The 21,242-nt window shown below is 44.6% G+C and carries 20 protein-coding genes; 7 read left to right on the top strand and 13 right to left on the bottom strand.

All coding sequences use genetic code 11. The annotated features are described in order from the left end of the window. Positions 1 to 224: 224 nt before the first annotated feature. The 9 genes from btuD to IX91_RS06750 form a co-directional block, all read right to left on the bottom strand. On the bottom strand, positions 225 to 980 hold the full coding sequence (gene btuD / locus IX91_RS06790; RefSeq protein ID WP_004749488.1) for a vitamin B12 ABC transporter ATP-binding protein BtuD: 756 nt from the start codon (positions 978 to 980) through the stop codon (positions 225 to 227). Next, complete coding sequence (btuC, locus tag IX91_RS06785) at positions 967 to 1,962, bottom strand: vitamin B12 ABC transporter permease BtuC (protein WP_038197607.1); 996 nt, start codon at positions 1,960 to 1,962, stop codon at positions 967 to 969. Before btuC ends, btuD begins: the two co-directional genes overlap by 14 nt. A gap of 95 nt (positions 1,963 to 2,057) precedes the next feature. Next, on the bottom strand, positions 2,058 to 3,086 hold the full coding sequence (locus IX91_RS06780) for a succinylglutamate desuccinylase (protein ID WP_004749489.1): 1,029 nt from the start codon (positions 3,084 to 3,086) through the stop codon (positions 2,058 to 2,060). Between the two features lie 203 nt (positions 3,087 to 3,289). Further along, entirely contained in the window at positions 3,290 to 5,080 is a 1,791-nt protein-coding gene (locus tag IX91_RS06775) for a M3 family oligoendopeptidase (protein ID WP_004743538.1), read from the bottom strand. Between the two features lie 13 nt (positions 5,081 to 5,093). Then, the gene (locus IX91_RS06770; RefSeq protein ID WP_004743539.1) at positions 5,094 to 5,723 is read right to left on the bottom strand and encodes a histidine phosphatase family protein; all 630 of its coding nucleotides are present in this window, start codon (positions 5,721 to 5,723) and stop codon (positions 5,094 to 5,096) included. After that, positions 5,723 to 6,274 carry a bifunctional adenosylcobinamide kinase/adenosylcobinamide-phosphate guanylyltransferase gene (cobU, locus tag IX91_RS06765; protein WP_004743540.1) on the bottom strand — a complete coding sequence of 184 codons (552 nt, stop codon included), beginning with the start codon at positions 6,272 to 6,274 and terminating at the stop codon, positions 5,723 to 5,725. The genes IX91_RS06770 and cobU overlap by 1 nt, the downstream gene beginning before the upstream one ends. After that, positions 6,274 to 7,047 carry an adenosylcobinamide-GDP ribazoletransferase gene (locus IX91_RS06760; protein ID WP_004743541.1) on the bottom strand — a complete coding sequence of 258 codons (774 nt, stop codon included), beginning with the start codon at positions 7,045 to 7,047 and terminating at the stop codon, positions 6,274 to 6,276. Before IX91_RS06760 ends, cobU begins: the two co-directional genes overlap by 1 nt. Then, positions 7,047 to 8,078: a nicotinate-nucleotide--dimethylbenzimidazole phosphoribosyltransferase gene (gene cobT, locus IX91_RS06755; protein ID WP_004743542.1), complete on the bottom strand. Its 1,032-nt coding sequence runs from the start codon at positions 8,076 to 8,078 to the stop codon at positions 7,047 to 7,049. The genes IX91_RS06760 and cobT overlap by 1 nt, the downstream gene beginning before the upstream one ends. 9 nt (positions 8,079 to 8,087) lie before the next feature. Next, positions 8,088 to 8,699, bottom strand: a complete 612-nt coding sequence (locus IX91_RS06750) for a flavin reductase family protein (RefSeq protein WP_004743544.1) — start codon at positions 8,697 to 8,699, stop codon at positions 8,088 to 8,090. 488 nt (positions 8,700 to 9,187) lie between these two features. On the opposite strand from IX91_RS06750, the gene IX91_RS06745 reads away from it, so the two are divergent. Beyond that, on the top strand, positions 9,188 to 9,904 hold the full coding sequence (locus IX91_RS06745; protein ID WP_004749490.1) for a Rossmann-fold NAD(P)-binding domain-containing protein: 717 nt from the start codon (positions 9,188 to 9,190) through the stop codon (positions 9,902 to 9,904). Positions 9,905 to 10,093: 189 nt separating this feature from the next. Next, a complete protein-coding gene (locus IX91_RS06740) occupies positions 10,094 to 11,467 on the top strand; it encodes an L-cystine transporter (RefSeq protein ID WP_004743056.1) in 1,374 nt (457 codons plus the stop codon). A 262-nt stretch (positions 11,468 to 11,729) separates the two neighbouring features. Here the strand turns inward: IX91_RS06740 and IX91_RS06735 are convergent, their stop codons facing one another. Together IX91_RS06735 and IX91_RS06730 are read right to left on the bottom strand one after the other, a co-directional pair. After that, a complete protein-coding gene (locus IX91_RS06735; RefSeq protein WP_004743057.1) occupies positions 11,730 to 12,656 on the bottom strand; it encodes a PDDEXK-like family protein in 927 nt (308 codons plus the stop codon). A 44-nt stretch (positions 12,657 to 12,700) separates the two neighbouring features. Beyond that, positions 12,701 to 13,549, bottom strand: coding sequence for a hypothetical protein (locus IX91_RS06730; protein WP_236642868.1), 849 nt, complete (start codon positions 13,547 to 13,549; stop codon positions 12,701 to 12,703). Positions 13,550 to 13,865: 316 nt separating this feature from the next. On the opposite strand from IX91_RS06730, the gene sbcB reads away from it, so the two are divergent. From sbcB to cdd, 4 genes are all read left to right on the top strand, one after another. Further along, entirely contained in the window at positions 13,866 to 15,290 is a 1,425-nt protein-coding gene (gene sbcB / locus IX91_RS06725) for an exodeoxyribonuclease I (protein WP_004743059.1), read from the top strand. A 143-nt stretch (positions 15,291 to 15,433) separates the two neighbouring features. Next, positions 15,434 to 15,799: a CidA/LrgA family protein gene (locus IX91_RS06720; RefSeq protein WP_038197618.1), complete on the top strand. Its 366-nt coding sequence runs from the start codon at positions 15,434 to 15,436 to the stop codon at positions 15,797 to 15,799. Continuing rightward, complete coding sequence (locus IX91_RS06715; protein WP_004743062.1) at positions 15,799 to 16,476, top strand: CidB/LrgB family autolysis modulator; 678 nt, start codon at positions 15,799 to 15,801, stop codon at positions 16,474 to 16,476. The genes IX91_RS06720 and IX91_RS06715 overlap by 1 nt, the downstream gene beginning before the upstream one ends. A gap of 243 nt (positions 16,477 to 16,719) precedes the next feature. After that, on the top strand, positions 16,720 to 17,607 hold the full coding sequence (gene cdd, locus IX91_RS06710) for a cytidine deaminase (protein WP_004743063.1): 888 nt from the start codon (positions 16,720 to 16,722) through the stop codon (positions 17,605 to 17,607). A 47-nt stretch (positions 17,608 to 17,654) separates the two neighbouring features. Here the strand turns inward: cdd and IX91_RS06705 are convergent, their stop codons facing one another. After that, a complete protein-coding gene (locus tag IX91_RS06705) occupies positions 17,655 to 18,860 on the bottom strand; it encodes an HD-GYP domain-containing protein (protein ID WP_004743064.1) in 1,206 nt (401 codons plus the stop codon). A gap of 279 nt (positions 18,861 to 19,139) precedes the next feature. Here IX91_RS06705 and purT point away from each other — a divergent pair, with 279 nt between their 5' ends. Beyond that, positions 19,140 to 20,315, top strand: coding sequence for a formate-dependent phosphoribosylglycinamide formyltransferase (purT, locus tag IX91_RS06700; RefSeq protein ID WP_004749491.1), 1,176 nt, complete (start codon positions 19,140 to 19,142; stop codon positions 20,313 to 20,315). Positions 20,316 to 20,379: 64 nt separating this feature from the next. Here the strand turns inward: purT and IX91_RS06695 are convergent, their stop codons facing one another. After that, positions 20,380 to 21,030 (bottom strand): thiopurine S-methyltransferase, encoded by a 651-nt coding sequence (locus IX91_RS06695; protein WP_004749492.1) that lies wholly within the window; start codon positions 21,028 to 21,030, stop codon positions 20,380 to 20,382. Between the last annotated feature and the right edge of the window lie 212 nt (positions 21,031 to 21,242).

Here is a 21,242-nt window from a genome sequence, read left to right as displayed (position 1 = left end):
CCTACAGTCACTTACTTCCGCTTGAATCCGCCTAACAAGAACGAGAATGTATCGTTCTTAGTGTTGCCAATAGTGTGCCAATTTTGTAAAAACCTTAACTCTTTGATTTTAAACACAATTAAAAATCCACCGTCACGCACTGCGTGTAGACACGATCGATTTAAGTGCAAGGCGCACCAAAGATAACCCTTTAGTGGTAACTAAAAGCAGTTGATCTTAAAAGCTTAATCAAACAAAAGGATGGGAGAACCTTCGACAACTACACGCTTGACCTCAGTTCTAAATACTCGCGACAACTCAGAGACAGATAACACCTCATCTACCGCGCCAACATTTTGCAGCACCCCTTTCTCCAACAACAGTGCTTTATCCGCATACTTAAGTGTACGATTGAGATCGTGATTAGACATAAGCACAGTAATACCCATTTCTGCGACACGCTGTATCAGTTTATACAGAAGCGTTTCTTGACCAATATCGAGGGGGGCGGCGGGCTCGTCGAGAATCAGTAATTTTGCGTGGGGGTTTAATGTTGGCCAGATCTGCAAACAGATCGCACAAAGCCTGACTCTTTGCCATTCACCACCAGACAAATGATGTATCGATCTATTTAGCTTGTCATCAATCTCTAATAAAGTCGCAAGCTCTTCAATCACAGCTGTTAACTGACAAGAATCAGACGATACTAGCGCTGGTAACGACAAAGATAGGTAATGCACCACATCAAGGTTGAATGCAGGTCGGTCACTTTGCGCCAAAAATGCCCGAGTGCTTGATAAGGCTTCAATAGAGGCTCCTTTTACCTTTTGGTCGAAGATCTTCGCCTCGCCTTCAAAATCCAATAACCCCGCGACGGCAGAAAGCAAAGTGCTTTTACCACTACCGTTAGGGCCGATCACATGTAGGATCTCTCCCGGCATCACCTCAAAGGACAGTGGTAGCAGTCGCGAACCAACAGAAAGGCTATTAACGTGAATCATGATTACTTACCAGCATCCAAATAAAGATAGGGGCACCTATTGACGTTGTCACGACCCCTAATGGTAACTCGGCAGAGTTGAGCGCCGTTCGGGCAATAAGGTCGGCAAACACCACCAAGGTTGCCCCTGCTAGGGCAGAAATAGGCAACAGATAACGGTTTTCACTGCCAAATGCGAGCCTAAGTAGATGAGGGACAACCAGACCAACAAAGCCGATGACTCCGCCCAGTGCTACCGCTCCGCCGACTAAGATAGACACAGCGAAAATCAGCTTCCAACGCGCTTCATCGACATCAATGCCAAGTTGCTTAGCATGCTGTTCTCCCATCATTAGCTTATCTAACAGTGTGCCTTTACAACACAGCCAGACAAGTACAGGAACTAAAATCAGCGTTAGCACGTGGTGATACCAACTCGCAGCGCCGATACTGCCCATTAGCCAATACATGAGCTGGCGCAGACTGAGATCATCACTGAAATAAAATGCCCATGTGACCACTGCGCCAGAAAGTATGCCTAATGCTACGCCAACCAGAAGAAGTCGTGTTGTGGTTAAACGCATACTCTTGGCTACAAAGACTAAAAGCAGCGTAAACGCTAACGCCCCCACAACGGCAGCAAGCATAAAGCCAACTGGAGTAGCCAAGGCGGGGATAAAGAACAGCACCAACACCATAAGCACACTGGCGCCACCGGAGATACCTAACACGCCTGGTTCGGCAAGCACATTGCCCAATAATACTTGAAGTACTGCCCCAGAAACGGCCAAAGCCGCACCCACAGCAATTGCGGCAAACAACCTCGGTAGACGAAGCTGAAGAATTAATTGCTCCTGAAGAGAAGAGAGCTCTTGAAAGGGAGAAATGAACACCTCGCCAACAACCAAATACAAGCTGCTGATGAGTAATAAAGAAACGATAAACAGTAGGCCAAAGCGCATCCACCTTTGACGCCTACGATCCAAGAGCTGAGTAAATTCCATGTTGTCGCTAAATAGCCGGGTAAACCCTAAAAAATAATGGCTTAACGATACCGTTAAGCCATTAAAATAGAAAGCACATCAAACATAATAGTTGATTAGTCGTATACTATCTGCCCTTCTTCATAGCGAGTTTTCACCGGACAGACCATCAATGCGGCACGTTGACCAATTGCAACATGTCGGTTTGGAAAGACAATCGCCTCTCCTTCATTTTTCGCCATTAATGGTTTATCCCCATCATGACCAAACACTTCGCCATGCTTAAATGCGGTAAAGTTTTCGACGTTATCGTCAAAGAGGAAATCAAAATCATCATGAATTCGCACGATAGTGCGGCTGACACGATACATGATCGGTTTACGTGGCAAATGCTCAGATTCGCTGCTTGAGACGAGGTCGCGTAACGCTAAATCAAACGCGACGAGTTTATCTAACTCATTTTCGCCAATTTTAGCCACTCGACCTAGTTCCACCGTCAGAGCTTGAGCACCAAAGTTCTCAGCACTGAACCAACTAAAGGTACTTGAAGGCGCGTTAGAGAACATCACTGCTTCTAAATGCGCACTAGAGACAAACTCCATCAAGGCTTCGCTACGAACTGGGTGGCGAACTTTAGGACTAACGACAAATGAGTAATGCTTCGATAAACGAATCGCACAATGTAAGTCCAAGTGCCAACGTTTATCTTGCGGCGTATCTTGATAAAACTCGGTGACTACTCGCTTAAGCTCCTTCGCGATTTCAAGCTCTTTTGATGGTTCATACTCTTTATCATCAAATAGACGATTTAGATTCATTTCGATAAATCGTGTATGAGCATTAGTCGCTTCTGGGTGAGCGTTGATAAACAGCAGCCGTTCAGTAACGGGCTGAAAACCAGTTTGAATGTCTGTAATGATTTTATCGACAATTTCCATCGGTGCGGTTTCATCGCCATGAATACCACACGAAATAATGATGTGCTTACTCTCTTCAGAAAGATTCGCTGGAATCACCTCCAGCACACCACGTTGATGTAATTTAAAGACAACTCCACCAGCAACTGTCATCTCATTTGCTGGCATCTCTTGTTCTAAGTCTAAGCTGTCAAAAAGAAAAGATTGGCGAAAGAGGGTTTTCGTCATGCGCTACTCCTTTATTGCACAGCGGGTATGTTAATGAATTGTTCAGACAAATTATGTAGGAGCGATCCCACTTATTGACACAAATCCTGTGCCTCATCGTAATTTATCAAATTCCTCACTAAGGGGAGGAAAAGAAGGCTCTCGCTGTACAAATTAGCCGAGCTTCCGCCCGGCTAATTGATAATATCATGATTTTAAGCTGTTTATTTTTGATCTAGCAACAATTCAAACTCATCAATCTTCGCTTTTACTCGATCGATGCTCTGTTGCCAGAAATCCGCTTGCGATAAATCCATCCCAAGATGCTTATCGACCACCTCTTCAGCCATCATAGAACCCGTGTCTCGCAACAGGTTAACGTAGTCGCTGTAAAAGCGCTCACCTCTGCTTTCACGCTGGGCATAGACGCCGATACTAAATAAGTAGCCGAACAAGTATGGATAGTTATAGAAGCTCACCTCAGAGATAGAAAAGTGCAGCTTGCTTGCCCAGAAGTATGGATCTGGCTCTGACATGGAGTCGCCATACCATTCGCTCCACGTTTCACTCATCAGTTCACACAACTGCGATGCGGTCAGTTCACCTTCATTGCGCTGCTCATAGAAACGTTTTTCAAACTCGAAGCGGACTGGAATATTCACCATTAGTGCATAACAACTTGAAAGCTCTTCCCACAGCATTTCTAACTTTTCTTCGCGATTTGCCACTTGTTCTAACAAGTAGTCGCGAACTACGTTCTCAGCAAAAATAGACGCCGTCTCTGCTAACGTCATTGGGTAGCGAGTCTGGCAAAGAGGCATATCGCGCATAACCCAGTTGTGGAATGCATGGCCGAGTTCATGTGCAAGTGTAAGAAGATCTGAGCGACTGCCACCCCAAGTCATAAACACCAGAGGTGTGCGTGTCGCAGCGAATTTGGTGCAGTAAGCGCCTAAACGTCGGTTCTCTGTTGGCTCAGCATCAATCCAACCGTTTTCAATCATTAAATCGACAAAGTCTGCCATCTCGGCATCCACTTGCGCAAAAGCAGCTCGAATGATCTCAATCGCTTGGTCAAAACTGTAAACCGTTGGTTCTGCCTCAGTTAAGCTCGGCATTCCAGCAAGGTGATTCCAAGGGCGCATCTGTTGCAGCCCGTGAACTCGCGCCATCAACTGCCCTGCTTTTTGTCCAATTCCGCGATTGTCTTTTGCAGTCGACATCATAGCGTCCAGCGTCGCCGCTTGAATTCGGCTACCATGCAAACTTGGGTCTAAGAAATGGACGTCTTGTTTGGTCGAACGTTTTTGGTATTCAGTGAGTCGCCAACCTGCCAGAGCATTTAATATTGCCGCGAATGACTCTTGGTTGTCTTTCATCGCCGATTGGATACCACGCCAAGCTGGCTCTTGCTGTTCAAAGTCAGTTCCATACAAGATACTGGCGGCTTGCGAGAAACCGACTTTGCTTTCTTGCCCATCTGCGAGCGTGACTTGCAACGACCCGGTGATGTTGTCGTACAGTCTGCCCCAAGCATCACGCCCATCGACTTCCATGGCAGTAAGCAATTGCTCTTCAGCCACACTAAGCTTGGTAGCAGCGAGCTTACGAGTACAATCAATCTGAAATGCCTGACCAGCAACATCTGGGCTTTCATGACTTAGAACATCATCAATGAAGTTATCTGGGGCGTTGGTCAGCGTATCTTCGTAAGGGGCAAATGCTTGAGATAGCTCAGAGCTTAGTTTTGCCACTCTGCCCACTAACCCTTTTGCCAGAGCGTCAGTCGCATCAATAGAGGCATGACACTGAGCAAAAGTATTGATTGTCGACAGTAGCTTGCCTGCTGCTTCACTGGTTTGAATGGCATTTTGTGTCACAGATACCGATTCACGATTGTCTACGTGCGCTCCAAGAGCTTGAATACACTGTTTGATCAATTCGATATCTTGTTCGATTTTTGGGTCATTAAGATTTTGATAAGCGATGGATAAATTCCAGCTAGGTGCGGTCATGTTATTTCCTTAGCTATCCGATTAACGGTTTCCCTATCATGCAGACGCGAAAGTAGTCTTGGTCTGCTTTGGTAATTTGTATGTGAGTTAAAGATTGATGAGCAATGTTTAACGTCGAGTAGAGAGCGGCATTGCTCCAATCTAACTGGAGTATCTTTGCAAGAATCATTCTAATCGTACCGCCATGACAGACGATTAATGTGTCATTGTCGACAGTTTTTGCAAATGCGTCCCAAGATGCTGAAATTCTGAGGTAAAAGTCGCCAAGCGGTTCAGCCTTTGGCAACGGGTTTTGTTTTGGGTCTTGCCAAAATGCATCCAATAGATCCCATGACGACTTCGCCTGTTCAAAAGGGACACCATCTAATTCGCCAAAGTAGGTCTCTTTCCAATCAGACTTAACAACAAGTTCCAATTCAGGCTTTTGAACATGGATAAGCTTCGCTAGGTCGCTGCAACGTTTGAGTGGAGAAGTTTGAACAGCCGAAAAGCCGAGCCCTTCTTCGAGTAAACGGCTGCAAATTTCTGCTTGTCTCTCAGGTGCAACCTCAATATCAGTATGGCCATAAAGTGCGGGCTCACCGACTGTTTTTCCATGACGAAGAAGATAGATATTGATTGTTTTAGTCACGTTGGCACTCATCAGCTTTTATCAAAGTCATTGGTCTCTTTCAACGTCATCGGTAAACCTGCGGCAACAAATGTCACCTTATCTGCAATCTTGGCAATCGCTTGGTTCATCCAACCTGCATGATCGACAAATAAACGCGAAATTTCGCCCAGAGGAATCACCCCTAGCCCCACTTCGTTCGAGACAAGCAGTATATCTGCATTTGACTGTTGAAGAGCGAGTACAAGCGCATCTACCCGCTGCTTAATTTCAACTTCAGTAAGTGTTTCACCCTCGTTGTAGATGACGTTATTGAGCCATAAGGTCAAACAATCTATCAGGATCACATCTGAAGAATTAAACTGCGGGATGAGCTTAACTAAATCAACGGGACACTCATGCTCGACCCAACTTTCACCGCGCGAAGCTTGATGATGTGCAATGCGATTTTTCATCTCATCATCAAATGCAATCGCAGTCGCCACATAGTGTTTCGTTTTATGCGCGCTCATCATGTCAGTCTGAGCTTCTGCAAAACTCGATTTGCCCGAACGGGCACCGCCTAAAACCAAATGAATCGTCATTAGCTGTTTACCTGTATCGCAATCAAGGTGAGATAAATAAGCAACTCGCCAATTTGCTGAGCCGCACCTAAGCAATCACCAGTAAACCCGCCGATACGTGCTGTTAACCAACGCTTAATCAGTACTCTAAATGTTAATACCACAGCCACTAGCCAGACCGATGTGCTTAAACCAAGCATCAAACATGGCAGTAGACCTGTCGTCAGCAGCACCCATAACTCTACTCGTGACTGTTTTTGCGCCAAAGGTTTACTCTTACTGGTGTCTGTGTCACTCACATAGGGCATATCGTAGATAAGCGACGCAGCGACGGCTCGGCTTAAAGTATATGCGACCACCACAAACAATAAGATCGACTCAAACTGGATCAGCTCAGACAATAAAACAAACTTACCAAGCAGTACCATGACCAAGGCGCTAGCCCCGTAGGTGCCGATACGGCTATCTTTCATAATGGTAAGGCGGCGCTCAATCGTCATGCCTCCACCGATGCCGTCTGCCATATCAGTTAATCCATCTTCATGGAAAGCCCCTGTTAGCAATAGGCTAAACACCATCATTATGAAGATAGAGACGCTCGCAGGGAAAAGCAGTTGAGCGCTCCACAGCACCGCTGCGCACAGGCTTCCCAATAATAAACCGACCAAAGCGAAGTATCGCCCTGCTTGGTTCATTCGCTCTTCGCTGTAGGGGATATTTTCCGGCATTGGGATTCGAGAAAAGAACCCCAATGCAAGCATGAATAACTGATATTGATTCTTGAGTGAAGGCATCAGTCGACCACGACTCCTGCTTCTTCAAAGCTTGCCATATGGTTATAAAACTCAGTCGCAGCATAAACTAACGGCATCGCAAGCACTGCCCCTGTTCCTTCACCTAATCGAAGCGAAAGATCCAATAAAGGTTTGGCGTCGAGTTCAGCCAATAAGTGTTGATGCCCCGCTTCATGCGATTGATGAGCGAAAATCATGACATCGCGGCAGTTTGGATTAATCAGTGATGCGGCATAAGCAGCGGCTGAAACAATGAAGCCATCGACAATGACTGGTATTTGGCGTTCTGCTGCGGCGAGGAAACCGCCTACCATCTGAACAATTTCAAAACCACCTACTTCAGCCAGCACTTCGATAATGCCCAAACCTTTACAGCGCGAGACACCCTTTTCAACCAATTCGATTTTCTTCGCTAGCTGTTCGTCGGTGATGCCTGTTCCGCGACCGACACACTCTTCGACATTTTTACCACTCAGAGCGCTTAGAATGGCGGCGGCACTACTGGTATTGCCAATACCCATTTCACCAAACATCACTAGGTTTGAACCAGAATCGATGATATTGGTTATTAACTGTTTACCCAAATCAATGCCATGCTGCGCCGTTTCAAGGCTCATCGCTGCTTGACGTGAAAAGTTATTGGTACGCTCACCGAGTCGCTGAACAATAAACGCACTGGATTCATGCTCAACCGGTAACAGGATTCCGGTATCCACCACTACCAGCTCTACTTTGTTGGTTCGGCAAAAACAGTTAATTGCTGCACCACCCGCTAGAAAATTAAGCACCATCTGTTGGGTGACTGCACTCGGTGCAATACTGATGCCTTCGTCGGCAATGCCATGATCTCCAGCAAAAACAATCGCGGTCGGCTTAGTCACTTCAATAGCGGTGACGACGTCACTTCTAGCCTGACTCTGAATCAATGCGATTTGATGGGCAAGGTCTTCTAATTGACCCAATGCGCCGAGTGGTTTGGTTTTTTGGTTAATACGATGCCAGATAGCATCTGAATGAGTTTGGTCTAGCATGGCATTAATCTATTTAGGTCGAGCGACAGAGAAGACGTTATTAAGCGTGGCATATTGGCTACCACCTAAACGCGAGAGAGGGTTCACTTTAAGTGCATCAACCACTAAGCGGTCGCTGCGCTCGCCGATAACCTCTGGCGCAATATATACTTTTTCAATTTCGGCGAAGATAAGGCTTTGTGGTGTTTCACCAATCTCTTTCACTTCATACAGTTTGCACGCAAAAGCAATAGGACAGTCTTTAACCCTCGGTAAATCGAAGCCATCAAAATCCGTCAACTCTACCCCCGTTGCTTCAATTTCAGACTCACCATGTTCAAGCGTTGCAGCAGTTTGAGTCACATCATTAGCAGAATCATGATGAGCGATATGAATAACCATTTTTCCGGTTTCTAAGACATTCCGTGTTGTGTCTTTCACCTCTCCTGAAGGCTTTTTACCCACAGAAAACATCAACAAAGGCGGGTTACTTGAAACGGCCGTAAAGTAAGAAAATGGCGCAAGGTTGTAGTTGTCTTGTTCTGAATCGGTCAATACCCAAGCGATAGGTCTTGGAATGACGGTTTGTGTCATCAAATGATAAATTTGGGTGGGGGCCAGCGTGCTGAGCTCGATGTTCATCCCTTTTCCTTTCTGAGCGGTTCCTATTGGCTTGAGTGTAACTTGAAATCAAACAGTTAACACGCTTTATCCATGGTTCATTGACCTCGCCAATTTGCAAAACGATTCCGAATTTGACCACAAAACTGAAATTTTTCGCCAAATACGCCTATCTTTTAGGTTAGGGAGAACGTTTATAACGGCACAAACTGTGCATTACATTTCGTCGTGACATTGTTTTCTCCCGATTGATAGTGCAAGGAGGTTTTATGATTGCCAATCAACATTCGAAAAAACAAAAACAGAACAAACCACAGCAACGCAACCAAAAGAAAGTCCCTCTATCATTAACATAACCCGCAGATCAGACCTCGCCCAGCGCGAGGTCTAATTGACCCAATAAGCTTCCCTACTCAAATCTGCGGTCTAAGTTTCATTCTAGGTGTTTCAATCTTGTTTCAGATCACAGACTTTCCAGCTTGATTGTAAGATGCTCAACCATTCGTCGAATGTGTACTTTGCAAATAGGCTTGTTCATCTTGGATAATTCAAACAACATCACTGTCATCACAGCAGGCAGCACAGGTCTGATCGGCAACGAGCTGATTAAGCAGATGTTGGAACGTGAGCCCATTGAGCGCATCTATGCCCTTACTCGCCGTAAGCTTCCCTTCTTCCACTCCAAGCTTGAAGAGATCCAGCACCCGGAGCTACGTATCCAAGAATGGGATGAAGAAAAACCACGACCGAAGTTTGGTTTCATTTGCCTAGGTACAACACTTAAACAAGCTGGCTCCAAACAAGCATTAGAAAGCGTTGACTATCAACTGGTGTGCGATGTTGCTCAAGAAATGAAGCTACTCGGTGTCAAGCAGTTAGCCGTCGTCTCAAGTTACGGGGCATCTGCCCGTTCATTTTCCCACTACCTACGATGCAAAGGACGCATGGAGCTAACCATTGAACGAATGGGCTTTGATCGTGTCGTCTTCGTTCGCCCAGGTCCTTTAAAAGGGTTACGTGAGCAGCCACGTAAAGACGAAGTCGTCACCCAAACCATGCTGAAGGTTTGTCAGCCACTAATGATTGGTCCACTTGCCAAGCTAATTCCGATTGAAGCCTCTGACGTATCATTGGCGATGCAGTATCTACTTTTTTCCCATTCCAATAAAAAACGAGAAACGGCCGATAGCGTTGCGATGCGAAAAGTGCTTAAAAAGTATCAATAAACCGCTCAATTTCACCGTTATGTGAACACCTTCCACACTGTTAGCAAATGTTAATAACCGTTAGCTATATTTAATACCCTTTTGTAACTTCAATTGAGTATTTCAAATCATTACCCTTCATACCGAATCAAATTCCATAAGATATTAATTCTATCAATATCATCATTAAAAACTAAAGGATATGTAAATATGTCAGTAGTGGTTATCGCTTCGCTAGCGGTATTTGTTGGCATTCTCTTTTTCCTCTACGGACAGCAGAAAAAAGAGAACACTTTATCGCGTCTCGTCTTACTTGGTCTCGTCTTTGGTAGTGCTTTCGGTTTAGCGCTTCAACTCATCTTCGGTGAAGGCAATCCCGTTATCGCTCAAACGCTAGAATGGGTAAATGTGGTCGGTCGAGGCTATGTTGGCCTGTTGAAAATGATCATCATGCCATTAGTATTAGTGTCGATGATCGCCGCGGTCGTTAAGCTAGAAAAAGGCGGCGCTCTGGGTAAGATCTCGGGCTTAACTATTTCAGTATTGCTGGCAACAACGGCTATATCCGCTTTGATCGGTATCGTTGTCACTCAAGCATTTGGTCTAAGTGCAGAAGGTTTAACAGAAGGTGCTCGTGAAACAGCACGTATCGCCGCCCTAGAAACGCGTGCCGATCGCGTGAGTGATCTCACCATCCCACAAATGCTGGTTAGCTTTATTCCAACCAACCCCTTTGCCGACCTGACTGGTGCTCGTTCTACTTCGATCATCGCAGTGGTTATCTTTGGCGTGCTCACTGGTATTGCAGCGCGTAAAGTAATGGCTGAGAAGCAAGAGTTAGAGACACCAATTCGCACGTTTGTCGAAGCGGCTCAATCTATTGTTATGCGCTTAGTTAAGATGATCATGGCACTTACGCCTTATGGTATCGCTGCACTAATGGCAAAAGTGGTTGCGACCTCAAGTGCCTCCGATATTCTTAACCTGTTAGGCTTCATTGTCGCTTCTTATGTAGCAATTGCGCTGATGTTCGTTGTCCACGGTGTGCTAGTCTCTTTTGTCGGCGTGAGCCCTAAAGAGTACTTCCAGAAGATTTGGCCAGTACTGACTTTCGCCTTTACTTCACGTAGCTCAGCGGCAACGATTCCTTTAAACGTTGAAGCACAAATCAACAAGCTACGCGTTCCACCAGCAATTGCTAACCTATCAGCTTCGTTTGGTGCCACTATCGGCCAGAATGGTTGTGCAGGTATCTACCCTGCGATGCTAGCAGTCATGGTCGCGCCAAGTGTTGGCATCGACCCAATGGACATCAACTTCATTCTTTCTTTGATTGCCATTATTGTGATTAGTTCATTTGGTATCGCAGGTGTAGGTGGCGGCGCGACGTTTGCAGCTCTTATCGTGCTACCAGCAATGGGCTTACCTGTTACGATTGCTGCGCTATTAATCTCTATCGAACCACTTATCGATATGGCACGTACCGCACTAAACGTTTCAGGCGCAATGACTGCCGGCACCATTACCAGCCGCTTAATGAAGCAAACCGTAAAAGATGAAGAGCTAGAAACCCAACAAGCGTAACGCTCTACCCTCATTAAAACGAATAATGGCCGACAACAGTCGGCCATTATTCGTTTTTCATTCGACAAAGAGACTGTTACTTGTTCTCAATCAACTTTGGTTAATCTCTACAAGCTATGAATTGAGCGTAGAAGCGGAAAACTTCAGGTTTTGTTTCGGGTTAATAACTTGTAAAAAATCTTAATCAATGGAACTGCCAGGACTTTCACCACAAGCCGCCGCCCTATCTCAGAAGATTAGAACCTCGCATCGACCCTAAATCTTAGTTTTTAATAGCTAGCAATATTCGCTTTAACCTAAGAGCTATTTCAATCGCTTCTTTGATTTCAAAAATGACATCATCAAATTGTTGAGCAATAGGATCAATATCTGGTACTCCAGCCTCTATAATGACCGACTTACCTGAAATATACATGGATACGTTGTCATCGATATTCGGCGCTATTTGTTCAGATATAAAGTCAAATTTGGCGGCCTGATTAAACAGCATGATCTTGACAACATTGCCATAAATCTGATGTACGATTTGCGTCATTTTGTCGTTTGGAATTGGGTAGAAGCGAATCCAAGTATTACCCGCTGCTCTTGGTTTTGCTTTTTCAGGGTTTAATTGTGGATGGTGCTTTTGTACATACTCTAAATAACGCTCAGCAAAGTTGGTCATCTCATTGCTAACTGTCGACTTGTAACCTCTACGTTGTTTATCGATAGCACTCTTAATCAGCTTCGCTTTATACATGCCTCGTGTATTACTTCCAGAGGCGAAGTAAGCCATTATCTCTTCATAGGAGATATGGCTTTGATAGATTTCTGAGGTTGCCGTTAAGTACTTCTGAGGGGCAACTAAGCAGGTCGAAAAGTCTACCCAATCACCGTTCTCAACTCCTTCCTTTCCACGTTGTTCATATCGAGCCGCTTGTTTGGGCTGAGCGGGTGCATCCACTTTATTCTCGATCAACACAGCTTGATGGGATGAATCATCAGACTCATAGATAAAAACGAGATCGGACTCACCAAGTACGTTGTCAGTCACTGAATGCCAAGCACCGATAGGCCGGTTCTGGCTTGGGATACCCGTAACTCGAGTAACCAACCAGTTAGCAAATTGTTCTGAGGTGTTAAGTTCTTCTAGTAAAACGAAATCGATATCTCTTTCAGTGACTGACGAGAATGTATTCAGGTTTTTCATGTTCTTTCTTAAAGGTTATGGAAGGTGTCTGTCATTTGAGTTTTTCAAAGCGTTGACCCTTTTGCTTTATCAATAACAGTATTCAAGGCTTGGTGAACTTGCTTTAAATTCACTATTTCTACTTTAGGTATCCGGATTTGCTTCCGGTTCTTAAGTTGACCAGCAATACGTAGCGTGCGAACGTCGTGTATATCTTTTTCAACATTTAAGTAGAAACCAATCAAAAAACCATCAATCATAAAGTAATAAATCATGCCATCCTGTGCTGTTTCTCCTCTTTCAATGCCGAAGCTCATCATTAGTTTTTTTATAATGTTGTCATCAAGCTGACCAGAAGAGTCAATAACTCTTAAAACTGAAATTCTAATAAAATGATCCAGTTTTAGGGATGTACCCAACTTTATTGATTTTCTCTTAATGCAGTGTGCTAATAGTTCGTCAAATTGAGCATTTAATTTAACATTTGAAAATTCAGCAATTGTTGAAATTGATGCACGCCAAAGAATGCTAATTAAGTATAAGTAATACTCTGTATACTTGAACCCATTGAACTCAATATATGACTTTGCCTTTTTAATATTAGTTGTTCTTTTAAAGAGCTGAGTACCATATCGCTCATAGTTTACACTAATAAATTGCTCACATTCTCGGCATAGTAATTCTTCTTTCGGATCTATATTCGACCTTTTGGGTTGCGTTTCATCATCACATACAATTGCAACAAGCTGGCCATTTCCAGACTTCAAGCTTTTAAAGTAAGACTTTGGAATAATGTGTGATTTCTCGAGTTTCCCCTCATTCCCACAAAGTTTACATTTTGAGTTAGACATTATTACCTCAGCCCATTTAAAACGCTTAACAGTTGTTAGATAAACTAGTTCTACACTGCCCACCAAACCACATTTACCGTACAGGTTACCATCATTTAAATTCTACACAAAATCATAGACAACTATGATGTTCCATCCACATCACAATCATTTATTATCAGCAGCTTATGACTATCAACACTCCATAAATGACTCAACTACATACAATACAGTTTAACGTTGCATCATTTATACTACTATCAATAACCACTCCCACTACAGTTCCCCCACCCGCCCAAAAAATCACCTCTTATCGCCTTATTCCTCTCTCACAATTGCGCTTGGTGGCTGCCAATGGTCTAATACCGAGGTAGATTTCAAACCCTTGGTAATAAAGACAATGCAGCAAGAGCATCAGCCTACGTTTTTCTTTTTTGATTACGAGACGTGGGGAACTAGCCCAGCGAAAGATCGACCGTGTCAGTTTGCGGGTGTTCGTACCGATATGGACTTCAATATTATTGGTGAACCTCTTGTTATTTATTGTCAGCCGCCTGCGGATTATCTTCCGGCACCAGAAGCCGCACTAATTACAGGTATAACTCCGCAAACCGCGGAAACCCAAGGTCTTTCAGAGCCCGAGTTTATCGCAAAGATCCACGAACAACTGGCAACACCAAACACCATTAGCTTGGGCTATAACAGTATCCGATTCGATGATGAGGTAACGCGCTACACCTGTTACCGAAACTTTATCGATCCTTATGCGTGGAGCTGGCAAAACGGTAACTCTCGCTGGGATTTGCTTGATGTTATGCGTGCTTGCTACGCGCTTCGTCCAGAAGGAGTAAACTGGCCTGAGAACGATGAAGGTTTTATCAGCTTTAAGCTTGAGCATTTATCTGTAGCCAATGGCATTGAACATGAGAACGCACACGATGCGATGGCGGATGTTATCGCGACGATTGAAATGGCCAAAAAGGTTAAAGCGGCTCAACCAAAATTGTTTGATTACTTCCTAAGCATGCGTCACAAGCGCAAGTTGAATGAACTGATCGACATCGTGAACATGACACCATTGATGCATGTTTCAGGTATGTTGGGCAAAGAGTGTAACTACACTAGCTGGGTTGTTCCTGTTGCTTGGCACCCGACTAATCAGAATGCGGTCATTTGTGTCGATTTGGCGAAAGACCCGCAAGCCCTATTGGATTTGGATACAAAGCAGCTTAATGAGCGACTGTATACTAAGCGATCTGACCTTGCACCTGACGAGCTTCCAGTCCCTGTTAAGCTTATCCACCTCAATAAGTGCCCTATTCTTGCTCCAGCCAAAACACTCACTGCTGAAAACGCAGAGAAAATTGGCATTGACCGTGAAAAATGCTTAGAGAATCTCGCCCTGCTCCGCAAGCACCCTGAGGTTCGTGAAAAGCTGATTGGTGTTTATGGCATAGAGCGGGAATATGAAAAGAGCAATGACGTCGATAGCATGCTCTACGATGGTTTCTTCTCTCCGGCAGATAAAGCGGCGATGAACATCATTCGTGAAACTGACCCAAACAATTTATCTGCGCTTGATATTTCATTTAGTGATGACCGCATTGCGCCACTGCTGTTCCGTTACCGCGCGCGAAACTTCCCGTGGACGCTCGATGAGTCAGAACAACAGCGATGGGCGACGCACTGTCGTGACTACTTCGAAAGTCGTATTGAAGACTACATGTTAAATTTGGAAAACTTAGTTCACGAACATGAGAGTGACCAAAAGAAAATCGCTATTTTAAAATCTATCTACCAATACGTACAAAAGCGAGTATCCTAGTAGTCAAAATTAACATTAGTAACCAAGTCCTGCACCCTACAACCTAGCTAATCCCTACCATTCCTATTCAAAATCAGGGTTGGCATATGAATAATTCGAGCCTTCAGCACTCTGGAGGTTCTGCAGTTGGACGACTCTACACCATGGCGAAAACTTTGCTTCAATACGTTGTATCTATGGGGCTGATATTTTTGTGCCTTATTGCGGGCACTAATATTCAACACTTATTAGGTATCTCTATCCCTGGCAGCATCATTGGTATGCTGATTTTATTTGGTTTGCTTGCAAGCGGACTCGTGCCTTCAGACTGGGTTAAACCCGGTGCCTCTCTCTTTATTCGCTACATGGTGCTACTTTTTGTTCCTATCAGCGTTGGCTTGATGGAGCATTTCGATATGTTAATCGCTAATGCCTTACCGATTTTAGCGAGTGCTGTGGGTGGTACTCTGATCGTATTGGTCGTTCTGGGTTTAATGCTCGATCGCATGCTTAAAGGAGGACAAAAGTAATGTGGTTACTTGTCACTATTCTTGTTTTCTTTGCCGCTCGTTGGCTATGCCAAAAAGTAAAAAGCCCGTTTATGAACCCTTTATTGGTGAGCCTAGCAGTACTCATACCGCTGCTGACTTACCTGAAAATACCGTTTGAAACTTATTACGCCGACAATCAGTGGATCAACTACCTATTACAACCAGCTGTAGTCGCGCTAGCTTATCCTCTATACGAGCAATTGCCACAGATCCGAGCCAATTGGCGCATCATCATGTTGGCGTGTGGTGTGGGTAGTATCATGTCTATGTTTACCGCTAGTATGATTGCCGTTTACTTAAAGGCAGATATTTCCCTTATAGCGAGCCTATTGGGTAAATCAGTGACCACACCGATTGCGATGGAGGTTTCTAGTCACCTTGGTGGTGAGCCCGCCATCGCCGCGATACTAGTTTTAATCGTTGGCCTGTTCGGTGCGATTATGGCTTATCCGATTTATAACTTACTGAACATCACTCACCCTATTGCCAAAGGGCTCACGATGGGGACGGTTTCCCACGCGCTGGGAACAGCAACCTGCGCTGAGAAAGATGGTCAAGATGCGGCCTTTAGCTCTCTAGCACTTGTTGTGTGCGGTGTTATCACCTCAATCCTAGCACCTTCTTTCTTTACCTTGGCAGTCTGGTTGTCAGCGTAAGTAATTGATGTCGAGCTGCAACTAGCGGCTCGACGCATATCACTAATTTCTCGCCTGTAATCGTTATCATGTGTGACATCACTCAAATAATGCAACAGACAATATCGTTACAATATATTTTGTGATCTTGATCGCCGAATAATTCTCATCTTTACATAAAATGTAATACCAATATCGGAGTTTACACACCAGTATCTGGCTCTAAACTCAAAGATATCAACGATGTTTATTAAAGGACTCACTATGAGAAGCCGCATTGAACAGGCGCTATCTGAAGTGCCACAAAACGTAGCAGATTTCTTATCTCCTATTCTTCTTGCTGACGATTTTGACGCGACGATTTCTTCAGAGCAATTTGAGCAACTCCTCGCTATTTCAGGTCTTGAAGACGCGGAACTACGAGTATTGCTACTTCCATTTGCAGCCGCTTATTCCTATGCTCCGCTTTCAAAGTTTTATGTGGGTGCAATTGTTCGCGGCCTATCTGGCAAACTGTACTTCGGCGCGAATGTCGAGTTTGACGGCGTTCAACTAGGGCAAACCGTTCACGCAGAGCAATCAGCAATCAGCCATGCATGGATGAAGGGTGAACAAGGCGTTGCTGACATCACGATCAACTACAGCCCTTGTGGTCACTGCCGTCAGTTTATGAATGAACTTTCAACCGCTAACGAGCTTAAGATCCAACTGCCTAAACGTGAAGGTCAGCCACTTCATTACTACTTACCAGAGTCGTTTGGCCCTTCAGATCTTGGCATCGAATCAGCATTGATGACCTCTGTTGACCATGGAAAACAGACACAAGAGCAAGATGAGCTACTACAACTGGCTGTCGCTGCCTTAAATCGAAGCCATGCCCCTTACACACATAACTTAAGTGGTGTCGCGATTAAGACCAAAGATGGCAAAGTATATCAAGGCGCATATGCAGAAAACGCTGCATTTAACCCAAGCCTACCGCCACTTCAGGTTGCGTTGATCCAGTTACTGTTAGACCGTAAGGAGCTCGAAAGTATTGATTCTGCGGCCTTGGTAGAAGTAGAAGACGGTACTATCAGCCATCTAGCAAACACGCAAGCGACGCTAGAAGCACTAAACCCTGATATTCCAATCACTTACTTGGAACTTTAAACTGAGAAAGGCGCTAAATTAGCGCCTTTTCTTGTATCAATTCGGGGTTAAACATCGAAAAACAGTTTGGGGTCGACTTCTAACTGACTAGGGGCTATAGCCTTTTTAATCGTTAGTTTGGTTGTTTTCATATCGACAAAACTTACATCGACAAAACGATGATACTTACGCGAATAGAAACATTTGATTTCTGGCTTTAGCGGCTCGTGGGAGTTCGAAGTCCAAATAATACCTACACGTCCATCACTCAACTCGACCAAAGCCCCGACAGGGAAAACGCCAATACAGTTGATGAATTTGTACACCAACTCTTTGTCTAAATGATTCGGTGTTAAGCTCAAGAGTATTTTAAACGCTTCTGCTGGGCTCATGCCTTGCTTGTAACAGCGATCGGCAGTCAACGCATCATAGATATCAACAATACAGCTCATACGACCGTGTAGAGGGATTTCATCCCCTTTTAGCCCCGCTGGATAGCCGTTCCCATCGAGTTTTTCATGATGCATCAAACAAACATCGCGGCTAACATCACTCAAACCTGTAACCGTAGTGATGATCTCTTTCGCGTAAACCTGATGAAGCTTCATATGCTCGAACTCTTCGGGTGTTAACCGAGCAGGTTTGTGCAGAACTTTATCATCAACCTTAATTTTGCCAACATCGTGAATAATGCCCCCAATCGCCATTTGTTTTAGCGTCTCTTTCGGCAGGCCAAGATGTTTACCAAAGGTCACGAGCAGAGTCGCAACGTTGACTGAGTGTTCAAGTAAGTATTCATCTTTATTACGCAGCGCAGACACACAATGCAATGCATCTGAGTCAAGCAACACGGACTCGATCATGTCGTCTGCGAGATCATCCAATTCAGAGACATGGATTGGCTTACCTTCAAAAGTTTGCGTCAGAATCCTGTTAGCCAGCCCCTTCGCTTCTTTGATGATTTTCTGCGCTTTCTTTTGCTGTGAAAAGCGGCTCACCTTTTTCCGCTTCACTGGCGTTGATGCTTCTTGTGGCGATTCAGTTTCTTCCACAACCTTAACGGGTTTAAAAACACTCCCTTTTACTGACAACTCCTTGTCTACCCAAGCAAATTTAACTCCATTTTTAACAAGCTGTTTGACTGCTTGTTCGGACGGTACACGCCCCGCATTGGCGAGATTGACGCGTTTACTGTCTTCAATTGCAGTCACAAACATGCCAACGGTCAGCGTACCGATTGGTATTTTTATGGATTTTTCTGGGTCGAACTGCATTAAGTTAGTAGCCGTATTCTTATTAGAGTTGATTATTGTTAGTGATTATAACTCTAATGCTGAGTATTTACGTAATAAGTGATTGCAATTGCTCAATAAACACCCAAAAAGCGGTAATAAAGTAGAGAATTATCGAAATCGTAATTTTCATCGCTCTTGTCTCGCAGTACTCCACCACTAAAATTCACCAAACACCACAAAGCAAACGTTTGCTTTTCTTTTTCCAATGAGTATCATGCTCGCAAAACCTTCTATTCCTCTTACATTTTAGGGTTAATTATGTTCGGTACTGCAACAGCAAATCATGCAACTCGCGTTCTGCTTCTTGGCTCAGGTGAACTCGGTAAAGAAGTCGCCATCGAATGCCAACGCCTTGGTCTTGAAGTGATCGCATGCGATCGTTACGAAAATGCACCAGCGATGCAGGTTGCCCATCGCAGCTATACATTAGATATGCTTGATGGAGACGCGCTACAGGCAATCATCGAAAAAGAACAGCCTGATTATGTCGTCCCTGAAATTGAAGCCATCGCGACCGATACGTTAGTAGAATTAGAAGCCCAAGGCTTGAACGTCGTGCCAACCGCGAAAGCAACAAAGCTAACAATGAACCGTGAAGGGATCCGTCGCTTAGCCGCAGAAGAGCTAAGCTTAACCACTTCCCCTTATCGCTTTGCAGACAGCTATGAAGAGTTTGTTGCCTCAGTAGAAGCGGTTGGTGTGCCTTGTGTATGTAAACCGGTCATGAGTTCTTCAGGTAAAGGCCAAAGTGTAATTAAAAGCGCTGAAGATATTGATAAAGCTTGGAACTATGCACAAGAAGGCGGACGTACTGGAGCAGGTCGCGTTATTGTAGAAGGGTTTATTGATTTCGATTACGAGATCACCTTGCTCACTGTTCGCGCTGTTGATGGCGTTCATTTTTGCGCGCCAATCGGCCACCGTCAGGAGGATGGCGACTACCGTGAATCTTGGCAGCCACAAACCATGACAGACATCGCGCTAGCCGCTGCCCAAGACGCTGCGGGTAAAGTTGTTAACGCACTTGGCGGTTACGGCATCTTTGGAGTTGAGCTGTTTGTCAAAGGCGACACGGTTATCTTTAACGAAGTCTCACCTCGTCCGCACGATACTGGCCTAGTTACTCTGATGTCACAAGATAGTTCTGAGTTCGCTCTGCACGTTCGCGCATTTGCAGGTATGCCAATCGCTGGGATTACTCAGTATGGCCCTGCAGCCTCAGCCGTTATCTTAGGGCAAGGAACATCTAGCGATATTCGCTTCGAAGGCCTAGGCGATGCGTTAGCTGCGCCACAAACTCAGCTACGATTATTCGGCAAACCCGATATTGATGGACGCCGCCGTTTAGGAGTCGCCATTGCTCGTCGTGAATCCATCGAACAAGCAATTAAAGACGCTAAACAAAGCGCAGATAAAGTAAAAATCATTTACTAAATCGTTTTATCGAAACTAAAAGGCTTGGTCATTTGAAATGACCAAGCCTTTGTTTATCTTAAATTTAAACCACTTCAATCAAGTAAACTTCTTCAGCGAATCGTGCAGATTCATGTTTAGCAATCTTAGGATGCTTCTCAGCTTCTTCATTGCTCTCTAGCTTAGTGATCTTGTAGCCATCGTACAGCGCTCTCACCTCTGATTCAGGGACAGCAAATGGAGGTCCCGGCATTAACTCTTGATCATAATCGAGAGTAACCAGCAAAATGCGCCCATCGGGTTTAAGGAGCGACTTAATCTTTTCTACGTATTGCACTCGCATTTCTTTTGGTAAAGCAATGAGCGAGGCTCGATCATAAACGATATCAACCGGCTTGATTGGCGCAGTAAAGTAGTCACCGACATAGATAGATAGCTCATCAAACTGAAACAGCTCATGCTGACCATTAATCGGCATCACCATTGGCGTGTAAAAATGTTCAGCAAAGAAAGCACGCACGGCAATATTGCTCAGCTCTACCCCCTGAACATCAGAGTGTTTCGTTGCCAGCCATACCAAGTCTTCTGACTTTCCACACAAAGGGACAAAAACGTTGTCCTCTTGGCTTGGGTTCGTTTCCTGCCAATATTTAATCAGTAGCGGATTCACGTCCTCTAGGTGAAAACCGATCTGGTTTGCCGCCCATTTACCGTGCCAAAATTCTGGGTCTCTCATTTTGTTTCTCTGTGACTGACTTCGTAGCGCATAGCCTATCGGAAAGTGAAGCTAAGTGGTATCCCTTCACCAATCCTATTCTGAAAACTTTATTCAGATTAGGTTCATTTTCATCAGATATACTTAGTTACACATTGAAGATGAACCTTTGAAAAGGGTTGCACTCTAATTAAACGCAAAGGAAATGCGAGACTGTTCAAAGTTTTATCAAC

It is taken from the genome of Vibrio tubiashii ATCC 19109, from assembly GCF_000772105.1.
GTDB classification, from domain to species: Bacteria; Pseudomonadota; Gammaproteobacteria; order Enterobacterales; family Vibrionaceae; genus Vibrio; species Vibrio tubiashii.
This window is presented reverse-complemented; position numbering and strand designations above follow the sequence as displayed.